We start from the raw sequence: 21,637 nt of genomic DNA, 5'->3' as shown, positions 1-21,637 counted from the left end.
GATGCTGGAGCTGGACTTTACCCAGATCCTCGGCAGTCACTGCCTGCAGATCCGTGAAACCCTGCCCGCCAGCGGGATCACCGCCATCTTTGGCGTCTCCGGCGCTGGCAAAACCTCGTTGATTAACGCCATTAGCGGCCTGACCCGGCCGCAGACGGGGCGCATCGTGCTCAACGGCCGGGTGCTGAACGACACCGCCCAGCGTATCTGTCTGGCGCCGGAGCAGCGCCGTATCGGCTATGTGTTTCAGGACGCGCGCCTGTTTCCCCACTATAAAGTGCGCGGTAATCTGCGCTACGGGATGGCGAAATCCATGGTCAGCCAGTTCGATAAGCTGGTGGAATTGCTGGGGATCGCGCCCTTGCTGGATCGCCTGCCGGGCCGGTTATCCGGCGGCGAAAAGCAGCGAGTGGCCATCGGCCGCGCCCTGCTGACCGCACCGGAGCTACTGCTGCTGGATGAGCCGCTGGCCTCGCTGGATATTCCGCGCAAACGCGAACTGTTGCCCTACCTGCAGCGGCTGGCGCAGGAGATCCATATTCCGATGCTCTACGTCAGCCACTCACTGGATGAGATCCAGCATCTGGCCGATCGCGTGCTGGTGCTGGAGGCCGGTAAGGTGAAGGCTTTTGGTCCGCTGGAGGAGGTCTGGAGCAGCAGCGTGATGCACCCCTGGCTGCCGGCGGAACAGCAGAGTACGATCCTCAGCGCCACCGTCGCCGCGCAGCATCCGCAGTACGCGATGACGGCTCTGACGCTGGGCGACCAGCTGCTGTGGGTCAACCGGCTCGAACGTCCCGCAGGCGACACCGCACGGATCCGCATTCAGGCGTCGGACGTTTCGCTGACACTGGCCCAGCCGTCCGGGACCAGCATCCGCAATATCTTGCGCGCCGAGGTGGCTCAGTGTCTGGAGGTCAACGGACAGATTGAAGTGCAGCTCAGAGTGAGTGGCCGTCTGCTATGGGCCAGGATTAGCCCATGGGCGCGGGACGACCTGGCGATAGCGCCAGGTCAGCAGGTGTTTGCTCAGATCAAAAGCGTGTCGATCGCCGCCTGATTACAGCAGCTGGCGGTAGATAAACTCGGCGATGCTGGTGGACTCATTGTCGCCGATGACCACCCTGGCGCGGGCTTTCACCTCGTCCACCGCATTGCCCATCGCCACCCCAGTGCCCGCCGCTTCCAGCATGCTAAGATCGTTGTAGTTATCGCCGAAGGCCACCACATCCTGCATCGACAGCCCCTGGCTGGCCACCCATTGCGCCAGGCGTTTGCCTTTGCTGTTGCCGGCGCGCGCGATATCCACCTGATCGTGCCACGACCATTCGCATTCCAGGCCCAGCGTCTCGCCGACCTCGCGGGCAAAGCGCTGCAGGCGGGGAATGTCTTCATCGGTGAGGGCAAATTTCCATACCGCGTTGACCTCGCGGACCGCCTGCGCCAGCGAATCGACCTGGCGGAAGACCGGGCGCTGATCCTCCGGCAGCGCCTGCGCCCAGTTGCGGGTGCGGATCACATGCCCGGTGGGCTGTTCATAAAGCATCGCATCATCCACATACGCCAGGCCATGGATCTGCTGTTCGGCGAGCATGGCCGTCAGGCTTACCGCTTGCGCTACCGGCATAGGATCGGCTGCCAAAACCTCTTTTGCGTGATAATCATACAAATAAGTGCCATTACAACAAATTGCAGGTGTATCGAGAGCCAGTGCCTGATAAAAAGGATGGATAGCGACGTGATGACGTCCGGTAACGACGATAACCTGGTAGCCCGCCTCTCTGGCGCGGGCCAGTGCCTCCAGCGAAGCAGGCAGGATGGTTTTTTTGCTGGTGAGCAGGGTGCCGTCTAAATCCAGGGCAATCACGCGTGTTGTCATGTGTTATTTCCGGTTGATGTTGAAAAGTGACCTGGCCATGATGGTACACCGCCGTGGCGTCAGGACCAATTTTTCCACATCTGCCGTGAATGCCTGTATGCCCTTTGTGCCGCCGTCCGTCGGAAATTCAGCGGACTTTGCGAGTATCATGGGCGGATGTCTTATAATTTTCAGGGTGCTGTTATCCTGAAAATGAAAATTCCACGTGCAGTGAGGGAAGGAGTAGTCATGAAACAAACCGTTTATACCGCCAGCCCGGAAAGCCAACAAATCCACGTCTGGAGTCTTGAAGCGGACGGCAAACTGACGCTGGTGCAGGTGGTTGATGCCCCGGGACAGGTACAGCCGATGGTGGTCAGTCCCAACAAGGAGTATCTGTACGTTGGCGTTCGTCCGGAGTTTCGCGTGTTAGCGTATCGCATCACGCCGGATAACGGGGCGTTGACCTTCGCGGGGGAAGCGGCGCTGCCAGGCAGCCCGACCCACATTTCTACCGATCATCATGGCCGCTTTGTCTTCAGCGCTTCCTACAATCAGGGCTGCGTTAGCGTGACCCCGCTGCAGGACGGCCTGCCGGGCGAAACCGTCACCGTGGTGGAAGGGCTGGAAGGTTGCCACTCGGCCAATATCTCCCCGGACAACCGCACCCTGTGGGTGCCGGCGCTGAAGCAGGATCGTATTTGCCTGTTTACCCTTAGCGAGGATGGTTTTCTCTCCGCTCAGGAGCCGGCGGAAGTGACCACCGTCGAGGGCGCCGGTCCGCGCCACATGGTGTTCCATCCGAACCAGCAGTATGGTTATTGCGTCAATGAACTCAACAGCTCCGTTGACGTCTGGGAGCTGAAAGACCCGAATGGCAACATCGAATGTGTACAAACCCTGGATATGATGCCGCAGGATTTCACCGGCGTGCGCTGGGCGGCGGATATTCACATCACCCCTGACGGTCGTCATCTGTACGCCTGCGATCGTACCGCCAGCATCATTACGGTGTTCAGCGTCTCGGAAGATGGCAGCGTGCTGGCAGTGGAAGGCTATCAGCCGACGGAAACTCAGCCACGCGGCTTTAACCTCGATCACAGCGGTAAGTATCTGATTGCCGCAGGGCAGAAATCGCACCATATCGCAGTGTATGAAATTGAGGGTGAGCAGGGGCTGCTGCATGAGAAAGGCCGCTATGCGGTTGGGCAGGGGCCGATGTGGGTGGTGGTCAACGCCCACTGAAGGGTCAGGCGGTAAAAGAAAAACCTCGCGTCAGCGAGGTTTTTTGATCAGAGCGGACAGGCTCTGTAGAGAAGCTGTTGCCCTGGCGGGCCTGAAGCGTGACTGCTTTAGATATCGTCCATGGTGTAGCCGACGACAATCTCCAGCGTTTTACGGATCACGTCAGCAGTGACCACGTCATCGGTGCTTTCCAGCGCCTGAATCAGCCATAATATAATGGCCTTATTGTTCAGGTGCCCCTCGGACTGAAGAATACTGTTGATGGCGAGCGACATGACGGCGGACTCATCAACCAGTTTATCACCGGCGGTACGGAAATAATCTGAGAGCGCGGTGTCCTGCAGTCCTGCGTAAATATCGGGTTGCTGATGCATAGTCTGTCTCATCACATTCTCACTCTGTTTTATTCACCATGGTTGGGACAATCAGTGGATTTTTTTAGCTTCCGGCGCCATGCTGCTCTGCGCCAGCGTTCCTCTGCTTTCCCAACGGCCATTGATTTTCTTAACCTGCAAAGGCGCGTGCTTCCGCTGGAGGGCGAGCTTCGCGCAAATTTCTTCAATAACGGCAGCGATGATTTTCCTTCGCTGGCGATCTGACTCTGTGGCCTGCATCAACCGAAGCCGAACCAGCAGGGTCGGGGTGGTAATCGGGCGATTCGTTTTCAGAAGCGCGAGCACCGCCTCGCCGATGATCTCATCGGTTATTTCCTCAGTATCACTGCTATTCATAACCGTCTCTCTGCATGCCACACTCTTCCTGAATCTGATAACGGGCATTCAGGTCAGCAGCAGGTTTATGGAAGCGATCGCCCCTCATCTGCTACTGCGGTTGCAACAGGCGACGATCGATGACGTTATTCCTGACCGGCAAACAACAAACCAATTAAGGTTTGATAGTGGCTCTCTTCCTCAGGCGCACGGGCGCTGTCAAGGCGGCTCAACAGTTTGGTGCACAGGGCCTTGCGGTTGAGATGGCGCCCTTCGTTGAGAATATCCATCACGATCTGACCCAGCGTTTCCTGCTGGGAAGGTAACGATGCTTTGTTGAAATACTGGGCAATTGCGTTCGCTGTATCTGGAATGTAACCATTCTGCTGCATATGTGCTCCTTTCATTTCATTCATCTGTTAACTGCAAATAAACTTATACAATAATTAATAAGTTGTACATAGAAAGTTGCGTAATATTGCAGCGATCGTTGCTATCATGATGATTTTTAATGTAATATTTGTTTTTGTTTGCGGAGATCCTGGCTTGTAAAGGTAGGGGGTAGCGTTGCATGTTGTACAAGAAAAGAAAAAAAAGAAAAACCTTGCACAAAGAGTGGATTTTTAGTGTATCTTTTTTGTTAAGATAAAACGTAGTTTTGCAAGACGATTAGCCTGATAACTGCTACTGTGAATGCTTATCCCTCCCATCTGGAATCACTATGCTTACCACCATCATTTATCGCAGCCATATTTGCGACAATGTCTCATTCAAATCGATCGAGGCCATGGTTGCCAGGGCAAACGAGAGAAATGGGCAGGCGGATGTCACCGGTATATTACTGTTTAACGGGACGCATTTTTTTCAACTTATTGAAGGACCGGAAGAAAAGGTAAGGGATATTTATCAAACAATTGTCCTCGATCCTCGTCATTATAATCTGGTGGAGTTGTTTTGCGATTATGCACCGTCCCGTCGATTTGGTAAGGTCGGTATGGAACTGTTTGATTTACGGGAACATGATCGTGAGGAAGTACTACAGACAGTGATGGACCGGGGCACGACAAAATATCAGCTCACCTATGACGACCGGGCGCTGCAATTTTTCCGTACTTTTGTCGAATCCACGGAAAAAGCGAACTATTTTGAGATCCCTTCGGCGGACAGTTGGGTTTTTATTCCCGATAAGGACACTTTTTATCCGGACACCCCCATTAGCGATAATACGGAAAGCTGGTCTTTTGCCTTTCAGCCGATCGTCGATCCTTTCGCCTGCGAAATTATCTCGTGGGAAGCGCTGCTGCGTACACCGGACGGTCAGTCTCCTGGCGCCTATTTTGCCGGGCTGGCAGGGGATGATATTTATCTCGCCGACCTGCACAGTAAGCGCGTCGCGCTGTCTCTGGCGGGTAAATTAGGTTTACGTAATAAGGCGTTAAGCATTAATTTGCTGCCGATGACCCTGGTCAAAGCGCCGAATGCGGTGGCTTTCCTGCTCGACGAAATTAGTCGCAATGACCTGATCCCGGAGCAGATTATTGTCGAGTTCACTGAGCGGGAAGTGATTTCGCGGATGGCCGATTTTACCGAGGCGGTGCGCAAACTGAAGGGCGCGGGGATTAATCTTGCCATCGATCACTTCGGCGCCGGGTTTGCCGGGCTGTCGCTGCTGGCGCAATACCAACCCGACAGAATTAAAATCGACCATGAGCTGATCCGCAATATCCACCAGGACGGGCCGCGCCAGTCGATTGTACAGGCGATTATCAAATGCTGTACTTCTCTGGAGATTGCGGTCTCAGCCGTCGGCGTTGAGCGTGCTGAAGAGTGGATGTGGCTTGAATCAGCCGGGATTTCGCAGTTTCAGGGCAATTTATTCGCGGGTGCCCGCCTGGGGGGCCTGCCCGCCGTTGCCTGGCCGGAGAAGAAATGATCCACCGCGAAATCAGCTTACTATTTTTTCATCTTTTTCCCCGCGCGCTGTGAGCCACAACCTGATATCTTTATCTGTACAAGAAAATAGAGTTGTACAGGATGCCTGAATTCGTTAGTTTAGGTAAAAAGTATCAGGTTGATGTGAGGCTGCTATGGCGTTTTACAGTATCGGTGAAGTCGCCGAACGTTGCGGAATCAATCCGGTTACATTGCGCGCCTGGCAGCGGCGTTACGGTCTACTGAAACCGCAGCGCAGCGAAGGCGGGCATCGACAGTTTGATGAAGAAGATATCCTGCGCATAGAAGAGATCAAGCGCTGGATAGAGCGCGGTGTATCCGTAGGGAAAGTCAAAGCGCTGCTGGAGGATAATCTGCCGGCGGCGCGCGACGAATCCGCGCATCTTCAGGAAGAGATGATGTCCATTCTGCGTTATATGCAGCCCGCCAGAATCCGCGCCAAATTAATGGCGCTGAGCCATCAACACCCCGTTGATACCCTTATCGATAGTCTGTTAGTGCCGGTACGACAGCGTCTCAAGCTCGATCAGAATACCTCGTTGGTGATTAGCAGCCTGCTGGATGGCTTGCTCATTGACTGCGTGGCGCTGTTTCTCGCCGAAGCGCGTAAAAAAAATGGTAAAGAGACACTGCTGGTGGGCTGGAGCAATGAAGACCGGACTCGTCTGTGGCTGGAGGCATGGCGTCTTTCGCAGCGCGGTTGGCATGTCAACGTTCTCGCTGAACCGCTGGAGTCGCCGCGGCCCGAGCTCTTCCCCGGGCAGCATATCTTTGTCTGGACCGGACGCGCCGCCACGCCACTGCAGGAGGAACTGCTCAGCCACTGGCAGGAGCAGGGCTTCAGCATTCATTTTCACGGTACGCAATAGCCCCGTCTGGGGGACAGGCCGGGGCTATTGCACCTGACTACAGGTGAATCTGACTCCAGGATTTAAAGGTTTCACTACGACTGATATTAAAAAAATCGGTCCTACCGCTACAGCCGAGCTTTTTAATCAGATTCAGCCGGATCTGATAAATGGTTTTGATGTGCAGATTTAGCGAACGACCAATGCTGGCAACCGCTTCGCCATTGCTGATAAGCTGAATAACTTTCTTTTCCCGTTCGGTAAACTGCACCGAGGCGCCCGGCGCCGGGTGCGTTTTGTAATAGCGGGTGGGCTGATGCAGGAAGATTTTTAATTCTTCCGGCGTCGAATTTGCCGGTAAGCGCAACATAGGCAGTTCACTGAGAAAATTAAGATCGTTTCCCTCAGTTAACAGAATAAATAACGTATCCCGCCGATTATAGTTATGCTCAAGCACCGCGAAATAATTGTCGCTGGTAAAAAAAACATGTTTTTTACGAAAATAAGATGCCGGCAAGGTATTCAGGATCAGCGACATCCCGTAGAGAAGAAAACGATTATCAAACCACAGATCGTAATGCTCAGAACGATAGCAAGTATTATGGTGTGACATTTTTTGAGCCCCAGTTAGCAGATAAAAACCCAGGCGTGCCGGCACAGCAGGGCTGTCCCTGCTGTCGGCGCGGTGGGATCACTTAATGATGATGTTTTTTGCTGTACAGCATATCCAACGCCTGCAGATAGAGGTCGGAAAGTATTTCATTACTTTCCGTTTGCAGGCGGTGCTGGATTTCCGTAATCATCCGCTCATTATTGATCGTGCTGTGCTGCTTCATGAGCGTGTTTTCAATATTCTTCATCAGGGCTGAATTGAAGACAAATTCTGCTGGAATGGTATTTTTAATATGCATAGCTCGAACTCTCCCACGTATAAAGCAAACTGACCATAAAAGTCGCAGCGTACCGGTGGTACGCGAAAAGTCACTAACAGGAAATGCAAAACCAGGAACCACCGCCAGACTCGCCACGCAACCGTTTAGCGTTCCCGCTTTGTTGCGCAACAAGCAGTTAACACTCAAAAACTATAGTCGGTGATTTTAGGATGTACAACTTTTTTCATAACGATATGTACAGCGAGACGGTTTATTTTTTCGTTTTAATTTTATTTGTTGATTTTAAAGGTGTTTTTAATTTTATTAACTTGTACAAAAAAGCGGTTCTGTGCAGGATGCGGATACAGGGCAATCAGACAGGGGATAATGACGCAGACCCGATCGGAATACGGGCTCTGTCGGTTTACGTCACTTGAGCAGAAAGAGCGCCGACGCAGGAAGGGGTACACAGCAACTCTGTCGTCGACAGGTGGCTAACTTCCGCGTCGGACCCTGAGCATAGCGGAAAACAGGTGAGGTTTTGTCTGTTTTTTGCACAATATAGTAAAGAGAGAAATATCAACCACTCCGCTATCGCCATGGTCGGTTTGTTGGCGGATTAGGCGTGTGCTACGCTTTTCTGGAACTCCATTTTCATTTCGGCACGGTTATCTTCCCCCATTTTCCTGTCGGGTGTCGCACCAGCATAACGACCGGTAAATACGGCAAAAGCATTCTGTTCATGGACAGGCATAGAGGACTGAGGAGGGATGATGCGTGGTAAAAGCGTGATGCTCCTGGCCGGGTTAGCCGCTTTCGCGCAGGCGAAAGAAATTAATCTCTATTCGGTAAATACTGGTTCCTATGTTTACCATCTGACCAATAACCACGGACAATATACTGAGAATTTTGAAAACCACTTTTTCTCGGTAGAGCGGAAATTCTCGGAAGATTCGAAATATAGTCTGCTGATTGGCACGATGAACAATAGTTTCGACGATCGTTGCCTGGCGCTGGGGATGAGAAGAGACTGGTACCACAACGGCAGTGGATGGACCTTTAAAGGGGTCTACGGCTACACCGGCGAATTCTTCTTCGACGCCTTTGAGCATTGCGGCGATCATGGCTCCTACAAAGATTTTAAGGACGCCACCGGGATCGGCTTTTCCCCCTATATCTACCATGCCATTCAGTACAACTTTACCGACTATTTCGCCCTTGAGAGCGGCATCATTATTCCCAGCGTGTTTGTGATTAGCATCCAGTGGAGTTTCCGCTAAGTTGCCGCGTCGTTTGTCACAGGGTTATCACCTTCTTGAGCAGCGTGCTGGAGAGCACAGCGAGAGAAATGAGCACCGACAGGATAAACGTTAGCGCAATCACGCCCAGCTTGGTGGCTAACGAGTGAATAGGGATCAGCATCACCAGCAGGTGGAAAACGGAGTAGTGCAGAATATAGACCCCGGTCATCGCTTTGCTAACCGTCGCCAGCACCGCCTCCTTCAGTTCGCGGTTCTTTTTAAACTGCACGGCGTTAGCGGCGATCACCAGCAGGACGATCAGAATATAAATTTGCGATCCCGTCAGAATGAACGCATTGCGATCGGCTTTAAACAGCGCGAAGAAAAAATGGCGTTCATAAAACCAGGTAAATAAATAGACAAAGGGCAGGGCGATAATGGAGGCTTTAATCACCCGCGGGTCGCGTATCCACTCCGTGACTCGCGGATCGTTAAACAACTGCCCGGTTAAATAAAAAAGTAGCCATGTCCACAGACGATACTGCGGCGGCAGGCTGAAGAGATGTTTGTCCGGGTAGAGCACCGAGAGCAGGTCGTAACCATAAGCGCAGCACAGCAGCGTCAGAACCACGGTGAAAAACAGGCCCCGCCGCTGGCTGAGCCAGGCGATAAAGGGATGGAAGGTATAGATCACGATCAGGGCGAAAATAAACCAGGGCTGGATCAGGTAGCCGCGCTGATAAGGCTCCCAGACATAATAGACCGTTACCCAGAACAGAAAGACGATGACCACGCTTTTAATTTTGCCGATTTGCCAGTTGGCATCGTGACGCGTCTGTGCATCAAGATAACCAGCCACCACAAAAAACAACGGCGTCGCGATGGTCGAGATAAAGGTCAGCAGCCCGAGGATCCAGTGATAGTCATAATCATAGTGATCCCAGGTGTTATAGATAGTGAAAAAGGTCACTGCTGTCATACAGCCTAATGTCTTGATAATGCTGAGACCGGTACTGTTCATCGTTGAGGCGTCATATCCTTATGGTGGAAGCAAGCGTAAATTACCGGCAGAACCAGTAGCGTCAGTACGGTGGCAAAGGCGAGGCCGAACATGATCACCACCGCCATACTCTGGAAAAAGACATCGCGCAGCAGCGGGGCAAGGCCAAGCACAGTAGTAAAGGCGGTCAGCAGGATCGGCCGCAGACGAGAGGTTGCCGCATCAATGATTGCTTGTCTTTGATCTTTCTCCTGTTTTTGTTGCTCTATCTCTTCCACCAGCACAATGCCGTTGCGGATCAGCATACCGCTGAGGCTAAGCAGGCCGATTAAGGCCATAAAGCCGAAAGGGATGCCGGTCAGCAAAAAACCGGGCGTGACGCCGATCAGCGCCAGCGGGACGGTCAGCCAGATGGCAACGGCGTTTTTCAGCGAACTGAACATCAGCACCGTAATGATAAACATCACCAGATAGCCAAGCGGTAGGGTCGTGAACAGCCCTTGCTGCGCTTCACTGGAGTTTTCCGCATCGCCGCCCCATTCGATGCGGTAGCCATGCGGCAGCGTCAGCGCGTCAATGCGCGGTTTCACTCTGGCAAGGATATCGCCCGACGTTTGGCCACTTTGCGGGCTGGGGTCGGTCTGAACGGTAAGCACGCGGGTGCGATCGCGACGGAGAATCAATGGATCTTCCCACTCCAGCGAGAAGCCATGGATGACGTTACTCAACGGAATATACTGCTGCCGGCTCTGGCTCCAGACCAGCACGTTATTCAGGTGATTGGCATCCTGTCGCTCTGCTTCCGGCGGACGGACGATAACCGGCAGCAGGTCGGCGCCCTCGCGATATAACCCGGCGCGACTGCCGGAGAAATTCATCTCCAGCGCGCTATCAATATCCTGTTTATCCACCCCCAGCTCACGTCCCAACGCCAGAGAGTATTGCGGGCGGATCACCTTGCTGCGGTTCTGCCAGTCGTTACGTACGCTGTCGGTCGCCGGATCCGCGGCGAGAATGTCGCCCACCTGACTGGCCAGCGCGCGCAGAGTATCCGGATCAGGGCCCTTAATGCGCACTTCAATCGCGCTATCGCCGGACGGGCCGAACATAATGCGTTTGGTGCTGGCGTTCACCTGCGGGTAGTTTCTGGCAATCCAGGCCTCGACGTGGCGGGTGACGGGGGCGATACTGCGCTGGTCGTCCATCCGCACCATAATCTGCGCGTAGTTGCTGTACTGGCGCTGCCCGCTGTAGGTGAGAATAAATCGCATACTGCCCTGGCCAATGGTGGAGACGGTGGTAGCCACCCCCGGCTGGCTGGCGATCGACCGCTCAATATCGCGGGTCATCTGCTCGGTGGCGTTAATATCGGTACCGTAGGGCAACCACAGGTCGACAAAGAAAATGGGCGTATTCGATGACGGAAAGAAATTCTGCCGGACGAAGGTGAAGCCCCAGATCGCCCCGGCTAACAGCGCGCCCATCAGCACCAGCGTCAGGGTCTTTTGCTGCAGCAGTATTCGCAGCGTCTGCTGATAGCCACGATAGAAGCGGCCGCGGTAGGGATCGGCTTTTTCTTTCGGCGCCTCGGCCGACGGGGCGTTTTTAAACAACCACCACTTGATGAGTACCGGCGTGATGGTCAGGGCGGAAAACCAGCTGAGCATCAGGGAGATCAGCAGCACCTGGAACAGGGATTTGCAATACTCCCCGGTGGAGTCTTGTGAGAGGCCAATTGGCGCGAAGGCGAGGATGGCAATAACGGTGGCGCCGAGCAGCGGCAGGGCGGAGCGGCGGATCACATAGTTAATCGCGCCCAGCAGCGGAGATCCTTGCTGGCGGGCGATCAGCACCCCTTCGACAATGACAATGGCATTGTCCACCAACATACTCAGGGCGATGATCAGCGCCCCGAGGGAGATTCGCTGTAACTCGATCCCCCAGATATACATGATAAGCAGAGTGCCGAGGACGTTGAGCGCCAGCGACAAAGCAATAATGATCCCGCTGCGCACCCCCATGAACACCAGCAGCACGCCGACGACGATCGCCAGGGCCATCAGGAAGTTGGTAATAAAACCATTGACCGAGTGGGCGACCTCTGCCGCCTGATCGTAAAAAATGGCGATGTCGATACCCGCTGGTTTATCGGCGGCCATCTGCTGAAGTCGGGCTTCGAGGGCATGCCCCACGTCAATGACATTGACCCCGGGGATAAAGGAGACCCCCATGGTCACTGCCTGGCGGCCGTTGGCATGATAGATACTGGAGGGAGAGTCGGTCAGCCCGCGCGACAACGTGGCAATATCCCGCAGTCGGGTGGTGGCGCTGGCGCCATGAGGGCTGACCAGAAGATCCCCCAGTTCATCGATATTCTGAAACTCCCCGGTGGGGTGAAGGCGGATCGATTCGCTGCCGGCGCGGATCTCCCCGGCGCTGGATACCACGTTGAGCCGGGTCAGGATAGCGGCAAGCTGGTTAAGCGTAATACCGCGCGCCGCCATTTTCGCCAGCGAGATATCAACATTGATCTGCTGTGGAATCGCGCCGCCAATGGCGACTTTGCCGACGCCCGGCACCAGCACCAGCTCACGGCGCAACTGCTCGGCATAGCGCACCAGCTCAGGATTGGTAAAACTGTCGCCCGAAATGGCGAAGAAAAAGCCAAACACATCGCCAAAGTCATCATTGACGAAGGAGGGGACTACCCCCGGGGGAAAAAGCCGGCTGGCGTCACCGACGCGGCGACGCAGCTCATCCCAGATTTGCGGCAGTTCGCTGGAATGGTACTGCGAAGCAATATTCACTGTAATTTGCGATAAGCCATTCGAGGAGATGGAGCTGACGTTATCCAGCGAGGGAAGCTGCTGAATCGCGTTTTCCAGCGGCAGGGTCACCTCCTCCTCCACCTGCTGAGCGGACGCGCCAGGGTAGTGGGTGACGATCACCGCCGTTTTGATGGTGAAGGCGGGATCTTCCAGGCGGCCAATATTGAGCAGGGCGAACAGGCCACCCACCCCCAACAGCAAAATGGCTAACCAGACGCGGGTCGGGTTGTTAATAAACTGACGGGAAATGTCCATTTATAATCCTCGTTCACGCGTCCAGATCCGCACCGGCTGCCGGTCGTGGAGTTCGCTTACCCCCGCTGCAACCACCTGTTCGCCCGCACGGAGCCCTTCGGTGATCATCACTCCCTGCGAGGTCACTTCCCCGACCGTGACTCTGCGCTCCTCAAGATACAGATGGGCGTTTTCGCCTTTTACCACCCAGACGACCGGTTCATTCTTCGGTCGGTTATCGGGGTTAAACACTGCTTCCACGGGCACTACGAGGGTTTCCCGTCCGGCGCTGGCCGGCAAATTGCCGAGATTGACCGTCACGGTGCCGCTAACCCCGCCGACGGTGGGAAAATCATCTGGTCGCGGCATGGTTAAAATGATCTGCCAGGTGAGGGTGCTGTTGTCGCTGCTGCCGGTATGCTCTTTGTATTCCGCGGTAAACTCGCGGCCCGGCAGAGTATTGATCCTGACGACGGGGCGGTAGGCGGTATTGCGGATATCGAGCGAGGTGAACAGATTTTCCGGAATGCTGAAGACCACATCGAGCAGGTCGGTACGCGTCAGGGTAATCACCGGCTGGCCAGCGGCGACCACCTGATGATTACGGATATGCACGCCGGCGGCAATCCCGCCGAAGGGGGCGGTGAGACTCATTTGCGCCAGCTCTTCACGGGCAATTTTCAAGGCCGCGTTGGCGGCATCGCGATTGGCGCGCTGCACGTCCATCTCCGCCTGGGAAATCGCCTGACGTCCTGCCAGGGTCTGGAAACGATCAAACTGACGCTGGGCGAGGGTCGCCGCCGTTTGTCGCTCATTGACCCGCTGCTGGGCTTCGCGGGCATTCAGACGCGCCAGCGTTTGTCCCTGAGTTAGGGTTGCACCCTGGCGAATATCCAGTGACTCCACCTGACCACCCCGTTTAAACGACAGCTCGGTGGAGTCGCCAGACTCGATGCGGGCTGGAAACGTCCGCTGCTGGGTGTTACCCACGGCGGTGACTTGCGCCACCTTGACCATCCGGGGAGCGGCTTCGACGGACGGCGCTTTCTGATCGCAAGCGGTTGTTAATAAAATAACAACCGGGATGAGAGAAAAATAACGGTTCACAGTATTCCCCTCAGACTCATGATTTATTTTACGTTTTTATTAGGCGGCGCACGCTTATTCTGCGAGGGCGCCGACAACCAGATAGGTGAATAGTCCTACCAGTGTACAGGCGACAATGGCCAGCGCGACAAACAATCCCAGACGTAACAGGCTATAACCAAACATGATTTTCTCCCTTAACTCCCACCCGAACCGCGAATGTCATTTCGCCCGGCACAATGTGTGACCGTCGGACATTCGGTGCGGCACTCCTGCTTGTAATCAGCATAGTCGGAGAAAACATGAAGTGTTAAAAAAGAGAATACCGCGTCGCTGTTGGCGTCAAGGGGTTAAGGGCAGGAGATCTGCGGGCTTTCGCGGGCTTTTATAATATTTTTCAGTCTATTAATGGCTCATTTTCTAATGTTAATTTTCCTGTGCTACGTTTAATAACATCGATTCCGCTTGCCGCTTCTGTTGTTGAGATTTGCTTCCTCCCCAAGTATGGGGCTATTCATCACTACGCATTGTATTGGTAATAAAAGGATTATCTCATGTATAAAAATATCGTTGTTCCCGTTGACGTGTTTGATGCAGGCCTGGCCGACAAAGCCCTCTCTCATGCGAAATTCCTCGCCCAGCACTCTGCCGGGCAAATTCATCTTGTGCATGTTATTCCGGCATTTTCACCGGTATTAACGCGTGGATTTATCTCTGATGCGCGAAAGATGGAAGAGCATTTGATTTCTACCGCTAAGGAAAAACTCAGCGATCTGGTAAAGAAAAATTCTCTGGCGGAAGAGACCAGCCATCTTTATGTGCGCAGTGGCAATATTCGCGATCAAGTGATTGACCTGGCCGATGAGCTGAAAGCGGACGTGGTGATTGTCGGTTCGCGCAATCCGGGGATCCAGACCCATCTTCTGGGCTCTGAAGCGGCAAACATCGTGCGCTACGCCCATGTACCGGTTTTCGTTGTGCGCTGATGACGGCGGGATGTCGTCCTGACTTCCGCTTCAGAAATCGAGGGAGAGAGTATGAATACAGATAAACCGGGGGCGCCCTTCTATCAGCGTTCCGTCGAGGAGACGCTCGCCAGCGTGCAAAGTACGCCGGAGGGCATTAGCGGGACAGAAGCGGCCACACGCCTGCAGCAGTATGGCGAAAACGCCCTGCCGCAGAAGCCGGGTAAGCCAGCCTGGCTGCGTTTTATCGTGCATTTTAACGATGTACTAATCTACGTGCTGCTGGCGGCGGCGCTGCTGAAGGCGGTGATGGGCCATTGGATCGACATGGCGGTGATCCTCGCGGTGGCGGTCGTCAATGCGCTGATTGGCTTCATCCAGGAAAGTAATGCGGAGAAATCGCTGCAGAGTATCCGCAATATGCTGTCCAGCGAAGCGGTAGTGATCCGCCAGGGTAACCATGAAACCATCCCCACCACCTCGCTGGTACCCGGCGATATCGTGGTGATCCGCGCCGGCGACCGTATCCCCGCTGATTTACGGGTGATTGAGGCGCACAACCTGCGGGTGGAAGAGGCCATCCTCACCGGGGAGTCAACGGTGGTGGAAAAAACCACCGAGCCGCTGAGCGGCGATTTACCGCTCGGCGATCGCAGCAACCTGTTGTTTTCCGGTACCACCGTCAGCTCAGGGGCGGGCAAAGGGATCGTGGTGGCGACCGGCGGCGATACCGAGCTGGGTCACATCAACCAGATGATGGCGGGCATTGAAAAACACCGTACGCCGCTGCTGGTGCAAATGGACAAGCTGGGCAAAGCCATCTTTATCCTCATTCTGGTGATGATGGCGGCGCTGTTCGTCTTTAGCCTGCTGTTCCGCGATATGCCGGTCTCCGAACTGATGCTGTCGCTGATTAGTCTCGCGGTGGCGTCAGTCCCGGAAGGCTTGCCGGCGATTATCTCGATTATTCTGTCGCTCGGTGTGCAGGCGATGGCGCGCCAGAAAGCGATTATCCGCAAGCTGCCGACGGTGGAAACCCTCGGCGCGATGACGGTTATCTGTTCGGATAAAACCGGGACCCTCACCATGAACGAAATGACGGTGAAGGCGGTGATCACCGCGGACAGCGTCTATCGGGTGGAAGGGGATAGCTATGAGCCGGTCGGTAAGATCCACGCCATTGATGACCCGACGCCGGTCGCGGTCGCGCCTGGCACGCTGTTCGAACGCTATCTGCGTACCATCGATCTGTGTAACGACAGTCAGCTTATTAAAGATGAGAGCGGGTTGTGGAAAATCACCGGTGGCCCGACCGAGGGGGCGCTGAAGGTACTGGCGGCGAAGGTTACTCTGCCGCCGCTGACCAGCGAGCTGCGCAGTAAAATTCCTTTTGATTCGCAATATAAATACATGTCGACCCTCTACCGGCTGGGTGAAGAGGAGGTGGTGCTGGTCACTGGCGCGCCGGATGTCCTGTTCCGCTTGTGTCAATATCAACAGAGCGACAGCGGATTGCAGCCGCTGGATCTACCGTACTGGGAAGGCAAAATTGAAGAGTACGCCCGGGAAGGGCTACGGATGGTGGCCGCGGCCTGGAAGCCGGCTTCCGCAGGCCAGACGGAACTAACCCATCAGGATCTGCAGCAGGGGGTGATTTTGTTAGGGGTTGCCGGGATGATGGATCCGCCGCGTCCGGAGGCCATCACGGCGATTGCCGACTGCCTGCAGGCCGGGATCCGCGTGAAGATGATCACCGGCGACCACCCGCAAACGGCGATGAGTATCGGCAAGATGCTGGGGATTGGCAATGCGGGGAATGCCATTACCGGGCGCGAACTGGAGGTGATGGACGACGCGCAGCTGAGCGTGGCCGCGCAGCAGTATGATATCTTTGCCCGAACCAGCCCGGAAGATAAGTTCCGCCTGGTGCAGGCCCTGCAGAGCAAGAAAGAGATTGTCGGGATGACCGGCGACGGGGTGAACGATGCTCCGGCGCTGAAGCAGGCTGACGTCGGCGTGGCGATGGGGATCAAGGGGACCGAGGTGACCAAGGAAGCCGCCGATATGGTGCTGACCGATGATAACTTCGCCACCATCGCCAGCGCGGTCCGCGAGGGGCGTCGGGTGTATGACAACCTGAAGAAAACCATTCTCTTCGTCATGCCGACCAACCTTGCGCAGGGGTTACTGATCGTGATCGCGCTGCTGGCGGGCAACGTACTGCCGCTGACGCCGGTGCTGATCCTGTGGATGAACATGGCCACTTCCGCCACGCTGTCGTTTGGTCTGGCGTTTGAAGCCGGTGAGAAAAATATTATGCGGCGGCCGCCGCGTGATCCGAAAATTCACGTCATGGACGGCTTTGCCATCTGGCGCGTGGCGTTTGTGGGGTCGATGATTGCGGTCAGCGCATTTATTCTCGAAGCCTGGCTGCAGCCGCGCGGCTATTCGCCGGAGTTTATCCGTACCGTGCTGTTGCAGACCCTGGTCACCGCCCAATGGTTCTATATGCTGAACTGCCGCGTGTCGGATGGTTTCTCGTTGACGAAAAGTCTGCTGGCTAACAAAGGGATCTGGATTGTCAGCGGCGTGCTGCTGGTGCTGCAGCTGCTGATTATCTATGCGCCGTTTATGCAGATGCTGTTCGGTACCACCGGGCTGCCGTTCCGCTACTGGGTGATCACCTTCATCATCGGCTTCGCGATGTTCCTGATCGTTGAACTGGAAAAACCGCTGACCCGCAAATGGCGAACCGCCTGACGGCGTGACGTGCAGTACGCAAAAGAGAAGAGGGGGCATCGCCCCCTCTCTGGCTGACGACAAACCCGTTTCGTCATTGTGCTCGCATTTCTGCCGGGTGGCGGCATTCGCCTTACCCGGCCTACGAAAGACTTCAATATCAAACTGTTATGCAGTTAGCAGTAGGCCCGCGCAAGCGCAGCGCCGCCGGGCAATCCCTGAAGATTGCACGTTGTCAGCAGTCTGAGAGAGGGCATCGCCCTCTCTTTTATTATGGTTCACGCTTGTTGCGCGTTACTGTTTCGGCTCGGCGACCACAGTGCTTCCCACGCCGCGGTTGTTATATTCCCACATGCGATTGACGCTATTGTCGTTGAGGTTGCGCTGCAGATTGCCTTTGGCATCTACTGCGCCAACGTTACCGCTAAAGGCACGGTTTGAACCGACCGCTGCCGCCCACGGCTGGGCGATGTTAAAGCCTTCATTGATGACGCTGTCGCGGATCACGACCTGGCCATTGCTGTTGCCGTCAACGTCCAGCGCGCGGCCCAGCTGCGCGACGTTATCGCCGGACGCGGTAAAGCGGCTGTTGGTCGCCAGGAAGCCGTAGGTCACGCTCTTCAGGGTAGCCGGCGCGAAAACATAGGCTTCTTTCTGGGTACGCGAGTTCACCACGCGGAAATCGGTGTTATCAAATACCACCGCGCCGCGACCGGACACGATATCCACATCGCCTTCAATGTAGCTGTTGGTCACCAGGGTGCGGGTCTGGCGGTTATCCTGCAGACGGTTCTGCACGCCGCTGTTGGTCACAAAGAAGGTGTTCTGACGGCCAAGAATATTGACCTTGTTGATCTGCACCTGATCGCCATCGGTGCGCAGGGCGACGGCCTGGTGAGTACCGGCGTCGACGCTGTCGCCAAGGTTGTTGGCGATGGTCAGGTTCTGCAGCTGCAGGCCGTTATTCTGCGACCAGAAGACCGCAGAGCACATCACGCCGACGGTGGCCGCGGATTTATTCTGGCAGCTATCGAACATATACCATGCCGGTTTGCCCGGCATATATTTACCGCCCGGATTGACCAGACGGCGCCAGGTGTTGCGATCCATTTCAGAATCAATGGCTTCGCTGATTTTCACGTCAATCGGTTTATCGCCGGTACCATACAGGGTCAGGGCGCCAGGCGCCGCCGGTACGTAAACCGTTCCCGGGTACTCGCCAGGCATGATGGCAATAAACAGACGGCGATTTGAATGACGGGCAATCGCCGCATCGACCGCCGCCTGGACGGTGGTATGGGTCACGCCCTGGGTTCCCGCCGGGCCAACGATAAAGTCAGGCTGCGCCGGCAGGCTGATGGCAGATGGCGTCCAGGCCGCGGCATTGGGAGTCAGCGACTGGAAATAGGCCGCCGGGGTAAAGTTTTTCGCTTCATCGGCGTTCAGAATGGGACGCGCGGTGGTGCCCGGTGCAGTCTGCGTAGAGGGCTGTTGATCGGCAGGCGTCGAGCTACAGGCGGACAGCGTCACGCCGAAGGCCAGCGCCAGCGCCAGACGGGAAACGGAATATGTGTTCATGTTGCTCCGGGCAAAATTAAGCGTAGTGAAATACCCCGGCTGAGACGCCAGGGTATAAGTCCTTTAAAACCTGCTGTTTTATACTAACTTGAACGAAACGGGAAGACATGGGCGGAAAAACTTACCGTCTTTACGCAACGTGCAGTCCTGCTGGATGGTCTTTAGTCACAAAAAAATAACATTTCCCCGCGCTATTGTTGACTTTATCGGCGTTATGAAAATAAATGTCTATACAACCCATGACAAGTTAAGCGCTATGACTCAAGCCACCTCTGAACGCGTTATCTGGCGAAACGCGCGTCTCGCCACCCTGAACCCTGATTACTCTCAACCCTACGGTCTGCTGGAGCGCCATGCGCTGCTGGTGCGCAATGGCCGCATTGAGGCAATTGTCGCCGACGCTGACGCTCCCGGCGGGCGCAGTATCGATCTCGAAGGCCGGCTGGTTACGCCGGGTTTAATCGACTGCCATACCCACCTGATCTTTGGCGGCAGCCGGGCGCAGGAGTGGGAGCAGCGGCTGAACGGCGTCTCCTATCAAACCATCAGCGCTAACGGCGGTGGGATTAATTCCACCGTGCGCGCCACGCGCGACAGCAGCGAAGCTGAACTACTGGCGCTGGCGCAGACGCGTCTGGCGCGCCTGCTGCGTGAAGGGGTGACCACCCTGGAGATTAAATCAGGCTACGGTCTCGATCTGCAAAACGAACGCAAAATGCTGCGGGTCGCCCGCCAGCTGGCCGACGACAATGGCGTGGAACTGTCGGCGACGTTGCTCTCCGCCCACGCCACGCCGCCGGAATATCATGGCGACGCCGATGGCTATATCTCGCTGGTCTGCGAGACCATACTGCCGACGCTGTGGCAGGAGGGACTGTTTGAAAGCGTTGACGTCTTCTGTGAAAACGTTGGCTTCAGCCCGCAGCAAACCGAGCGCGTATTTCAGGCGGCGCAGGCGCTGGGCATTCCGGTAAAAGGCCACGTTGAGCAGCTCTCGTCGCTGGGCGGTGCGCAGCTGGTGAGCCGCTATCACGGACTGTCCGCCGACCATATCGAGTATCTGACGGAAGAGGGCGTGGCGGCGATGCGCGAAAGCGGCACCGTGGCAGCTCTGCTCCCCGGCGCGTTCTACTTCCTTAATGAAACCCGCAAACCGCCGGTGGAACTGCTGCGCAAATACCAGGTGCCGATGGCGGTGGCGACCGATTTCAACCCCGGCACCAGCCCCTTCGCCAGCCTGCATCTGGCGATGAACATGGCCTGCGTCAAGTTTGGTTTAACGCCGGAAGAGGCCTGGGCCGGGGTAACGCGCCATGCCGCGCGGGCGCTGGGGCGGCAGGACAGCCACGGTCAGTTGGCGGCGGGCTTTGTGGCTAACTTTGCCATCTGGGATGCCGAGCATCCGGTCGAGATGGTGTATGAGCCGGGGCGCGCGCCGCTCTGGGGACGCGTGGTACGAGGAGAACGGCAATGATGCTGTGGCAAGCTACGCCCGCCAGTCTCTGGCAGGGACGCGATGATAGCGCGGAAGCGCCCAATGCGCTGCGCCTGTTCCAGACTATCGCCCGCGCGGAACGCTTCGCGCCGCAGGAGATGCCCGGTGATATCGCGCTGCTCGGCTTCGCCTGTGACGAAGGCGTCCGGCGTAACAAAGGGCGTACCGGCGCCGGGCATGGTCCGGAAGCGCTGCGCCGGGCGCTGGCCAATATGGCCAGCCATCAGGGCCACGACCGCTGCGTGGATATGGGCACCATCAGCGTCGACGGCGAACAGTTAGAAGCCGCGCATCAGGCGCTGCGCGAGGCGGTGGCCGCCTGCCAGCGTGCCGGCAAACGCACGCTGGTCCTGGGCGGCGGTCATGAGACGGCCTTCGGCCATGGCGCTGGGGTTCTGGATGCCTTCCCGAGCGAAAAAGTGGGCATTATTAATCTCGATGCGCATCTGGATTTACGCTTTGCCGAATGCGCCAGCTCCGGGACGCCGTTCCGCCAGCTGGCGCTGGAGTGTGACGCCCAGCAGCGCGGTTTTCACTATACCTGCATCGGCGTCAGCCGGGCGGCGAACACCCAGGCGCTATGGGATGAAGCAGCGCGCCGCCAGGTGGCTGTCGTTGAGGATCTGGCGGTGCTGGCGGCCTTCGACACTCACGTGTTGCCGGAGCTGGAGCGCAATATCGCGCAGTACGATCGTCTGTATCTGACCATCGATCTCGACGTGCTGCCGGCGCGCGAAATGCCGGCGGTTTCCGCGCCGGCGGCGCTGGGCGTGCCGCTGGCAATCCTGCTGCGCATCGTTGAGCCGTTGTGCCGCAGCGGAAAGCTGCAGGCGGTGGATTTGGTCGAGTTTAATCCGCAATTTGACATCGATGGACAGGGCGCCCGCGCGGCGGCCCGTCTGGCATGGCAAATCGCCCATTGGTGGCGCTAGCGATCCGCGCTATTATTTTCGCTTCGCCGCTCCGCTTATTATGCATAAGGAAA

Annotated in this window: 19 protein-coding genes; 9 read left to right on the top strand and 10 right to left on the bottom strand. The window is 56.1% G+C overall.

Annotated elements, in window-relative coordinates:
- The first annotated feature begins 1 nt into the window (after window position 1).
- Complete coding sequence (gene modC, locus SP68_RS18000) at window positions 2–1,060, top strand: molybdenum ABC transporter ATP-binding protein ModC (protein ID WP_016160515.1); 1,059 nt, start codon at window positions 2–4, stop codon at window positions 1,058–1,060.
- Here modC and SP68_RS17995 read toward each other — a convergent pair whose 3' ends face one another.
- Entirely contained in the window at window positions 1,061–1,879 is an 819-nt protein-coding gene (locus tag SP68_RS17995) for a pyridoxal phosphatase (RefSeq protein ID WP_008805709.1), read from the bottom strand.
- 228 nt (window positions 1,880–2,107) lie between these two features.
- Between SP68_RS17995 and pgl the strand changes: the two genes are divergently transcribed.
- Window positions 2,108–3,103, top strand: coding sequence for a 6-phosphogluconolactonase (pgl, locus tag SP68_RS17990; RefSeq protein WP_016160516.1), 996 nt, complete (start codon window positions 2,108–2,110; stop codon window positions 3,101–3,103).
- Window positions 3,104–3,210: 107 nt separating this feature from the next.
- Here the strand turns inward: pgl and SP68_RS17985 are convergent, their stop codons facing one another.
- The 3 genes from SP68_RS17985 to ycgZ all read right to left on the bottom strand — a co-directional run bounded on the left by SP68_RS17985 (window position 3,211) and on the right by ycgZ (window position 4,205).
- Window positions 3,211–3,477, bottom strand: coding sequence for a biofilm development regulator YmgB/AriR family protein (locus SP68_RS17985; RefSeq protein ID WP_012542414.1), 267 nt, complete (start codon window positions 3,475–3,477; stop codon window positions 3,211–3,213).
- A gap of 51 nt (window positions 3,478–3,528) precedes the next feature.
- Window positions 3,529–3,834 (bottom strand): hypothetical protein, encoded by a 306-nt coding sequence (locus SP68_RS28735; RefSeq protein WP_008805712.1) that lies wholly within the window; start codon window positions 3,832–3,834, stop codon window positions 3,529–3,531.
- A gap of 125 nt (window positions 3,835–3,959) precedes the next feature.
- Window positions 3,960–4,205: a regulatory protein YcgZ gene (ycgZ, locus tag SP68_RS17975; RefSeq protein ID WP_012542413.1), complete on the bottom strand. Its 246-nt coding sequence runs from the start codon at window positions 4,203–4,205 to the stop codon at window positions 3,960–3,962.
- Window positions 4,206–4,534: 329 nt separating this feature from the next.
- On the opposite strand from ycgZ, the gene SP68_RS17970 reads away from it, so the two are divergent.
- Window positions 4,535–5,746 (top strand): diguanylate phosphodiesterase, encoded by a 1,212-nt coding sequence (locus tag SP68_RS17970; RefSeq protein WP_040973964.1) that lies wholly within the window; start codon window positions 4,535–4,537, stop codon window positions 5,744–5,746.
- A 154-nt stretch (window positions 5,747–5,900) separates the two neighbouring features.
- Window positions 5,901–6,635, top strand: a complete 735-nt coding sequence (locus SP68_RS17965) for a MerR family transcriptional regulator (RefSeq protein WP_008805715.1) — start codon at window positions 5,901–5,903, stop codon at window positions 6,633–6,635.
- A 37-nt stretch (window positions 6,636–6,672) separates the two neighbouring features.
- Here SP68_RS17965 and SP68_RS17960 read toward each other — a convergent pair whose 3' ends face one another.
- Window positions 6,673–7,227 (bottom strand): helix-turn-helix transcriptional regulator, encoded by a 555-nt coding sequence (locus SP68_RS17960; protein WP_008805716.1) that lies wholly within the window; start codon window positions 7,225–7,227, stop codon window positions 6,673–6,675.
- Window positions 7,228–7,309: 82 nt separating this feature from the next.
- Window positions 7,310–7,525: a biofilm development regulator YmgB/AriR family protein gene (locus SP68_RS17955; RefSeq protein WP_012968674.1), complete on the bottom strand. Its 216-nt coding sequence runs from the start codon at window positions 7,523–7,525 to the stop codon at window positions 7,310–7,312.
- A 734-nt stretch (window positions 7,526–8,259) separates the two neighbouring features.
- On the opposite strand from SP68_RS17955, the gene SP68_RS17945 reads away from it, so the two are divergent.
- Window positions 8,260–8,766, top strand: a complete 507-nt coding sequence (locus SP68_RS17945; protein WP_040973966.1) for a hypothetical protein — start codon at window positions 8,260–8,262, stop codon at window positions 8,764–8,766.
- Window positions 8,767–8,782: 16 nt separating this feature from the next.
- Here the strand turns inward: SP68_RS17945 and SP68_RS17940 are convergent, their stop codons facing one another.
- Genes SP68_RS17940 through SP68_RS17930 form a run of 3 tightly spaced genes read right to left on the bottom strand, consistent with a single transcriptional unit; the run spans window position 8,783 to window position 13,896 of the window.
- Entirely contained in the window at window positions 8,783–9,706 is a 924-nt protein-coding gene (locus tag SP68_RS17940) for an acyltransferase (RefSeq protein WP_162493330.1), read from the bottom strand.
- Between the two features lie 38 nt (window positions 9,707–9,744).
- A complete protein-coding gene (locus tag SP68_RS17935; RefSeq protein ID WP_012542407.1) occupies window positions 9,745–12,810 on the bottom strand; it encodes an efflux RND transporter permease subunit in 3,066 nt (1,021 codons plus the stop codon).
- Window positions 12,811–13,896 (bottom strand): efflux RND transporter periplasmic adaptor subunit, encoded by a 1,086-nt coding sequence (locus SP68_RS17930; protein ID WP_012542406.1) that lies wholly within the window; start codon window positions 13,894–13,896, stop codon window positions 12,811–12,813.
- 533 nt (window positions 13,897–14,429) lie between these two features.
- Between SP68_RS17930 and SP68_RS17925 the strand changes: the two genes are divergently transcribed.
- Entirely contained in the window at window positions 14,430–14,861 is a 432-nt protein-coding gene (locus SP68_RS17925; RefSeq protein WP_008805723.1) for a universal stress protein, read from the top strand.
- 51 nt (window positions 14,862–14,912) lie between these two features.
- Window positions 14,913–17,600 (top strand): cation-transporting P-type ATPase, encoded by a 2,688-nt coding sequence (locus SP68_RS17920; protein WP_008805724.1) that lies wholly within the window; start codon window positions 14,913–14,915, stop codon window positions 17,598–17,600.
- A 273-nt stretch (window positions 17,601–17,873) separates the two neighbouring features.
- Here SP68_RS17920 and SP68_RS17915 read toward each other — a convergent pair whose 3' ends face one another.
- A complete protein-coding gene (locus SP68_RS17915) occupies window positions 17,874–19,157 on the bottom strand; it encodes a putative acyl-CoA thioester hydrolase (protein WP_008805725.1) in 1,284 nt (427 codons plus the stop codon).
- A 154-nt stretch (window positions 19,158–19,311) separates the two neighbouring features.
- Here SP68_RS17915 and hutI point away from each other — a divergent pair, with 154 nt between their 5' ends.
- The gene (hutI, locus tag SP68_RS17910) at window positions 19,312–20,631 is read left to right on the top strand and encodes an imidazolonepropionase (protein WP_162499991.1); all 1,320 of its coding nucleotides are present in this window, start codon (window positions 19,312–19,314) and stop codon (window positions 20,629–20,631) included.
- On the top strand, window positions 20,628–21,584 hold the full coding sequence (gene hutG / locus SP68_RS17905) for a formimidoylglutamase (RefSeq protein ID WP_040973968.1): 957 nt from the start codon (window positions 20,628–20,630) through the stop codon (window positions 21,582–21,584). The genes hutI and hutG overlap by 4 nt, the downstream gene beginning before the upstream one ends.
- The last annotated feature ends 53 nt before the right edge of the window (window positions 21,585–21,637 follow it).

This window comes from Klebsiella variicola (genome assembly GCF_000828055.2).
In the GTDB taxonomy this organism is placed as follows: domain Bacteria; phylum Pseudomonadota; class Gammaproteobacteria; order Enterobacterales; family Enterobacteriaceae; genus Klebsiella; species Klebsiella variicola.
This window is presented reverse-complemented; position numbering and strand designations above follow the sequence as displayed.

Bases quoted from the DNA above. Each gene is read 5' to 3' on its own strand.
- SP68_RS17965 (WP_008805715.1), top strand. From the start codon at position 5,901: ATGGCGTTTTACAGTATCGGTGAAGTCGCCGAACGTTGCGGAATCAAT.
- SP68_RS17940 (WP_162493330.1), bottom strand. From the start codon at position 9,706: ATGACAGCAGTGACCTTTTTCACTATCTATAACACCTGGGATCACTAT.
- SP68_RS17920 (WP_008805724.1), top strand. From the start codon at position 14,913: ATGAATACAGATAAACCGGGGGCGCCCTTCTATCAGCGTTCCGTCGAG.
- SP68_RS17925 (WP_008805723.1), top strand. From the start codon at position 14,430: ATGTATAAAAATATCGTTGTTCCCGTTGACGTGTTTGATGCAGGCCTG.
- SP68_RS17945 (WP_040973966.1), top strand. From the start codon at position 8,260: ATGCGTGGTAAAAGCGTGATGCTCCTGGCCGGGTTAGCCGCTTTCGCG.
- SP68_RS28735 (WP_008805712.1), bottom strand. From the start codon at position 3,834: ATGAATAGCAGTGATACTGAGGAAATAACCGATGAGATCATCGGCGAG.
- SP68_RS17935 (WP_012542407.1), bottom strand. From the start codon at position 12,810: ATGGACATTTCCCGTCAGTTTATTAACAACCCGACCCGCGTCTGGTTA.
- pgl (WP_016160516.1), top strand. From the start codon at position 2,108: ATGAAACAAACCGTTTATACCGCCAGCCCGGAAAGCCAACAAATCCAC.
- SP68_RS17970 (WP_040973964.1), top strand. From the start codon at position 4,535: ATGCTTACCACCATCATTTATCGCAGCCATATTTGCGACAATGTCTCA.
- modC (WP_016160515.1), top strand. From the start codon at position 2: ATGCTGGAGCTGGACTTTACCCAGATCCTCGGCAGTCACTGCCTGCAG.
- hutG (WP_040973968.1), top strand. From the start codon at position 20,628: ATGATGCTGTGGCAAGCTACGCCCGCCAGTCTCTGGCAGGGACGCGAT.
- SP68_RS17985 (WP_012542414.1), bottom strand. From the start codon at position 3,477: ATGCATCAGCAACCCGATATTTACGCAGGACTGCAGGACACCGCGCTC.
- SP68_RS17995 (WP_008805709.1), bottom strand. From the start codon at position 1,879: ATGACAACACGCGTGATTGCCCTGGATTTAGACGGCACCCTGCTCACC.
- SP68_RS17915 (WP_008805725.1), bottom strand. From the start codon at position 19,157: ATGAACACATATTCCGTTTCCCGTCTGGCGCTGGCGCTGGCCTTCGGC.
- ycgZ (WP_012542413.1), bottom strand. From the start codon at position 4,205: ATGCAGCAGAATGGTTACATTCCAGATACAGCGAACGCAATTGCCCAG.
- hutI (WP_162499991.1), top strand. From the start codon at position 19,312: ATGGTCTTTAGTCACAAAAAAATAACATTTCCCCGCGCTATTGTTGAC.
- SP68_RS17955 (WP_012968674.1), bottom strand. From the start codon at position 7,525: ATGCATATTAAAAATACCATTCCAGCAGAATTTGTCTTCAATTCAGCC.
- SP68_RS17960 (WP_008805716.1), bottom strand. From the start codon at position 7,227: ATGTCACACCATAATACTTGCTATCGTTCTGAGCATTACGATCTGTGG.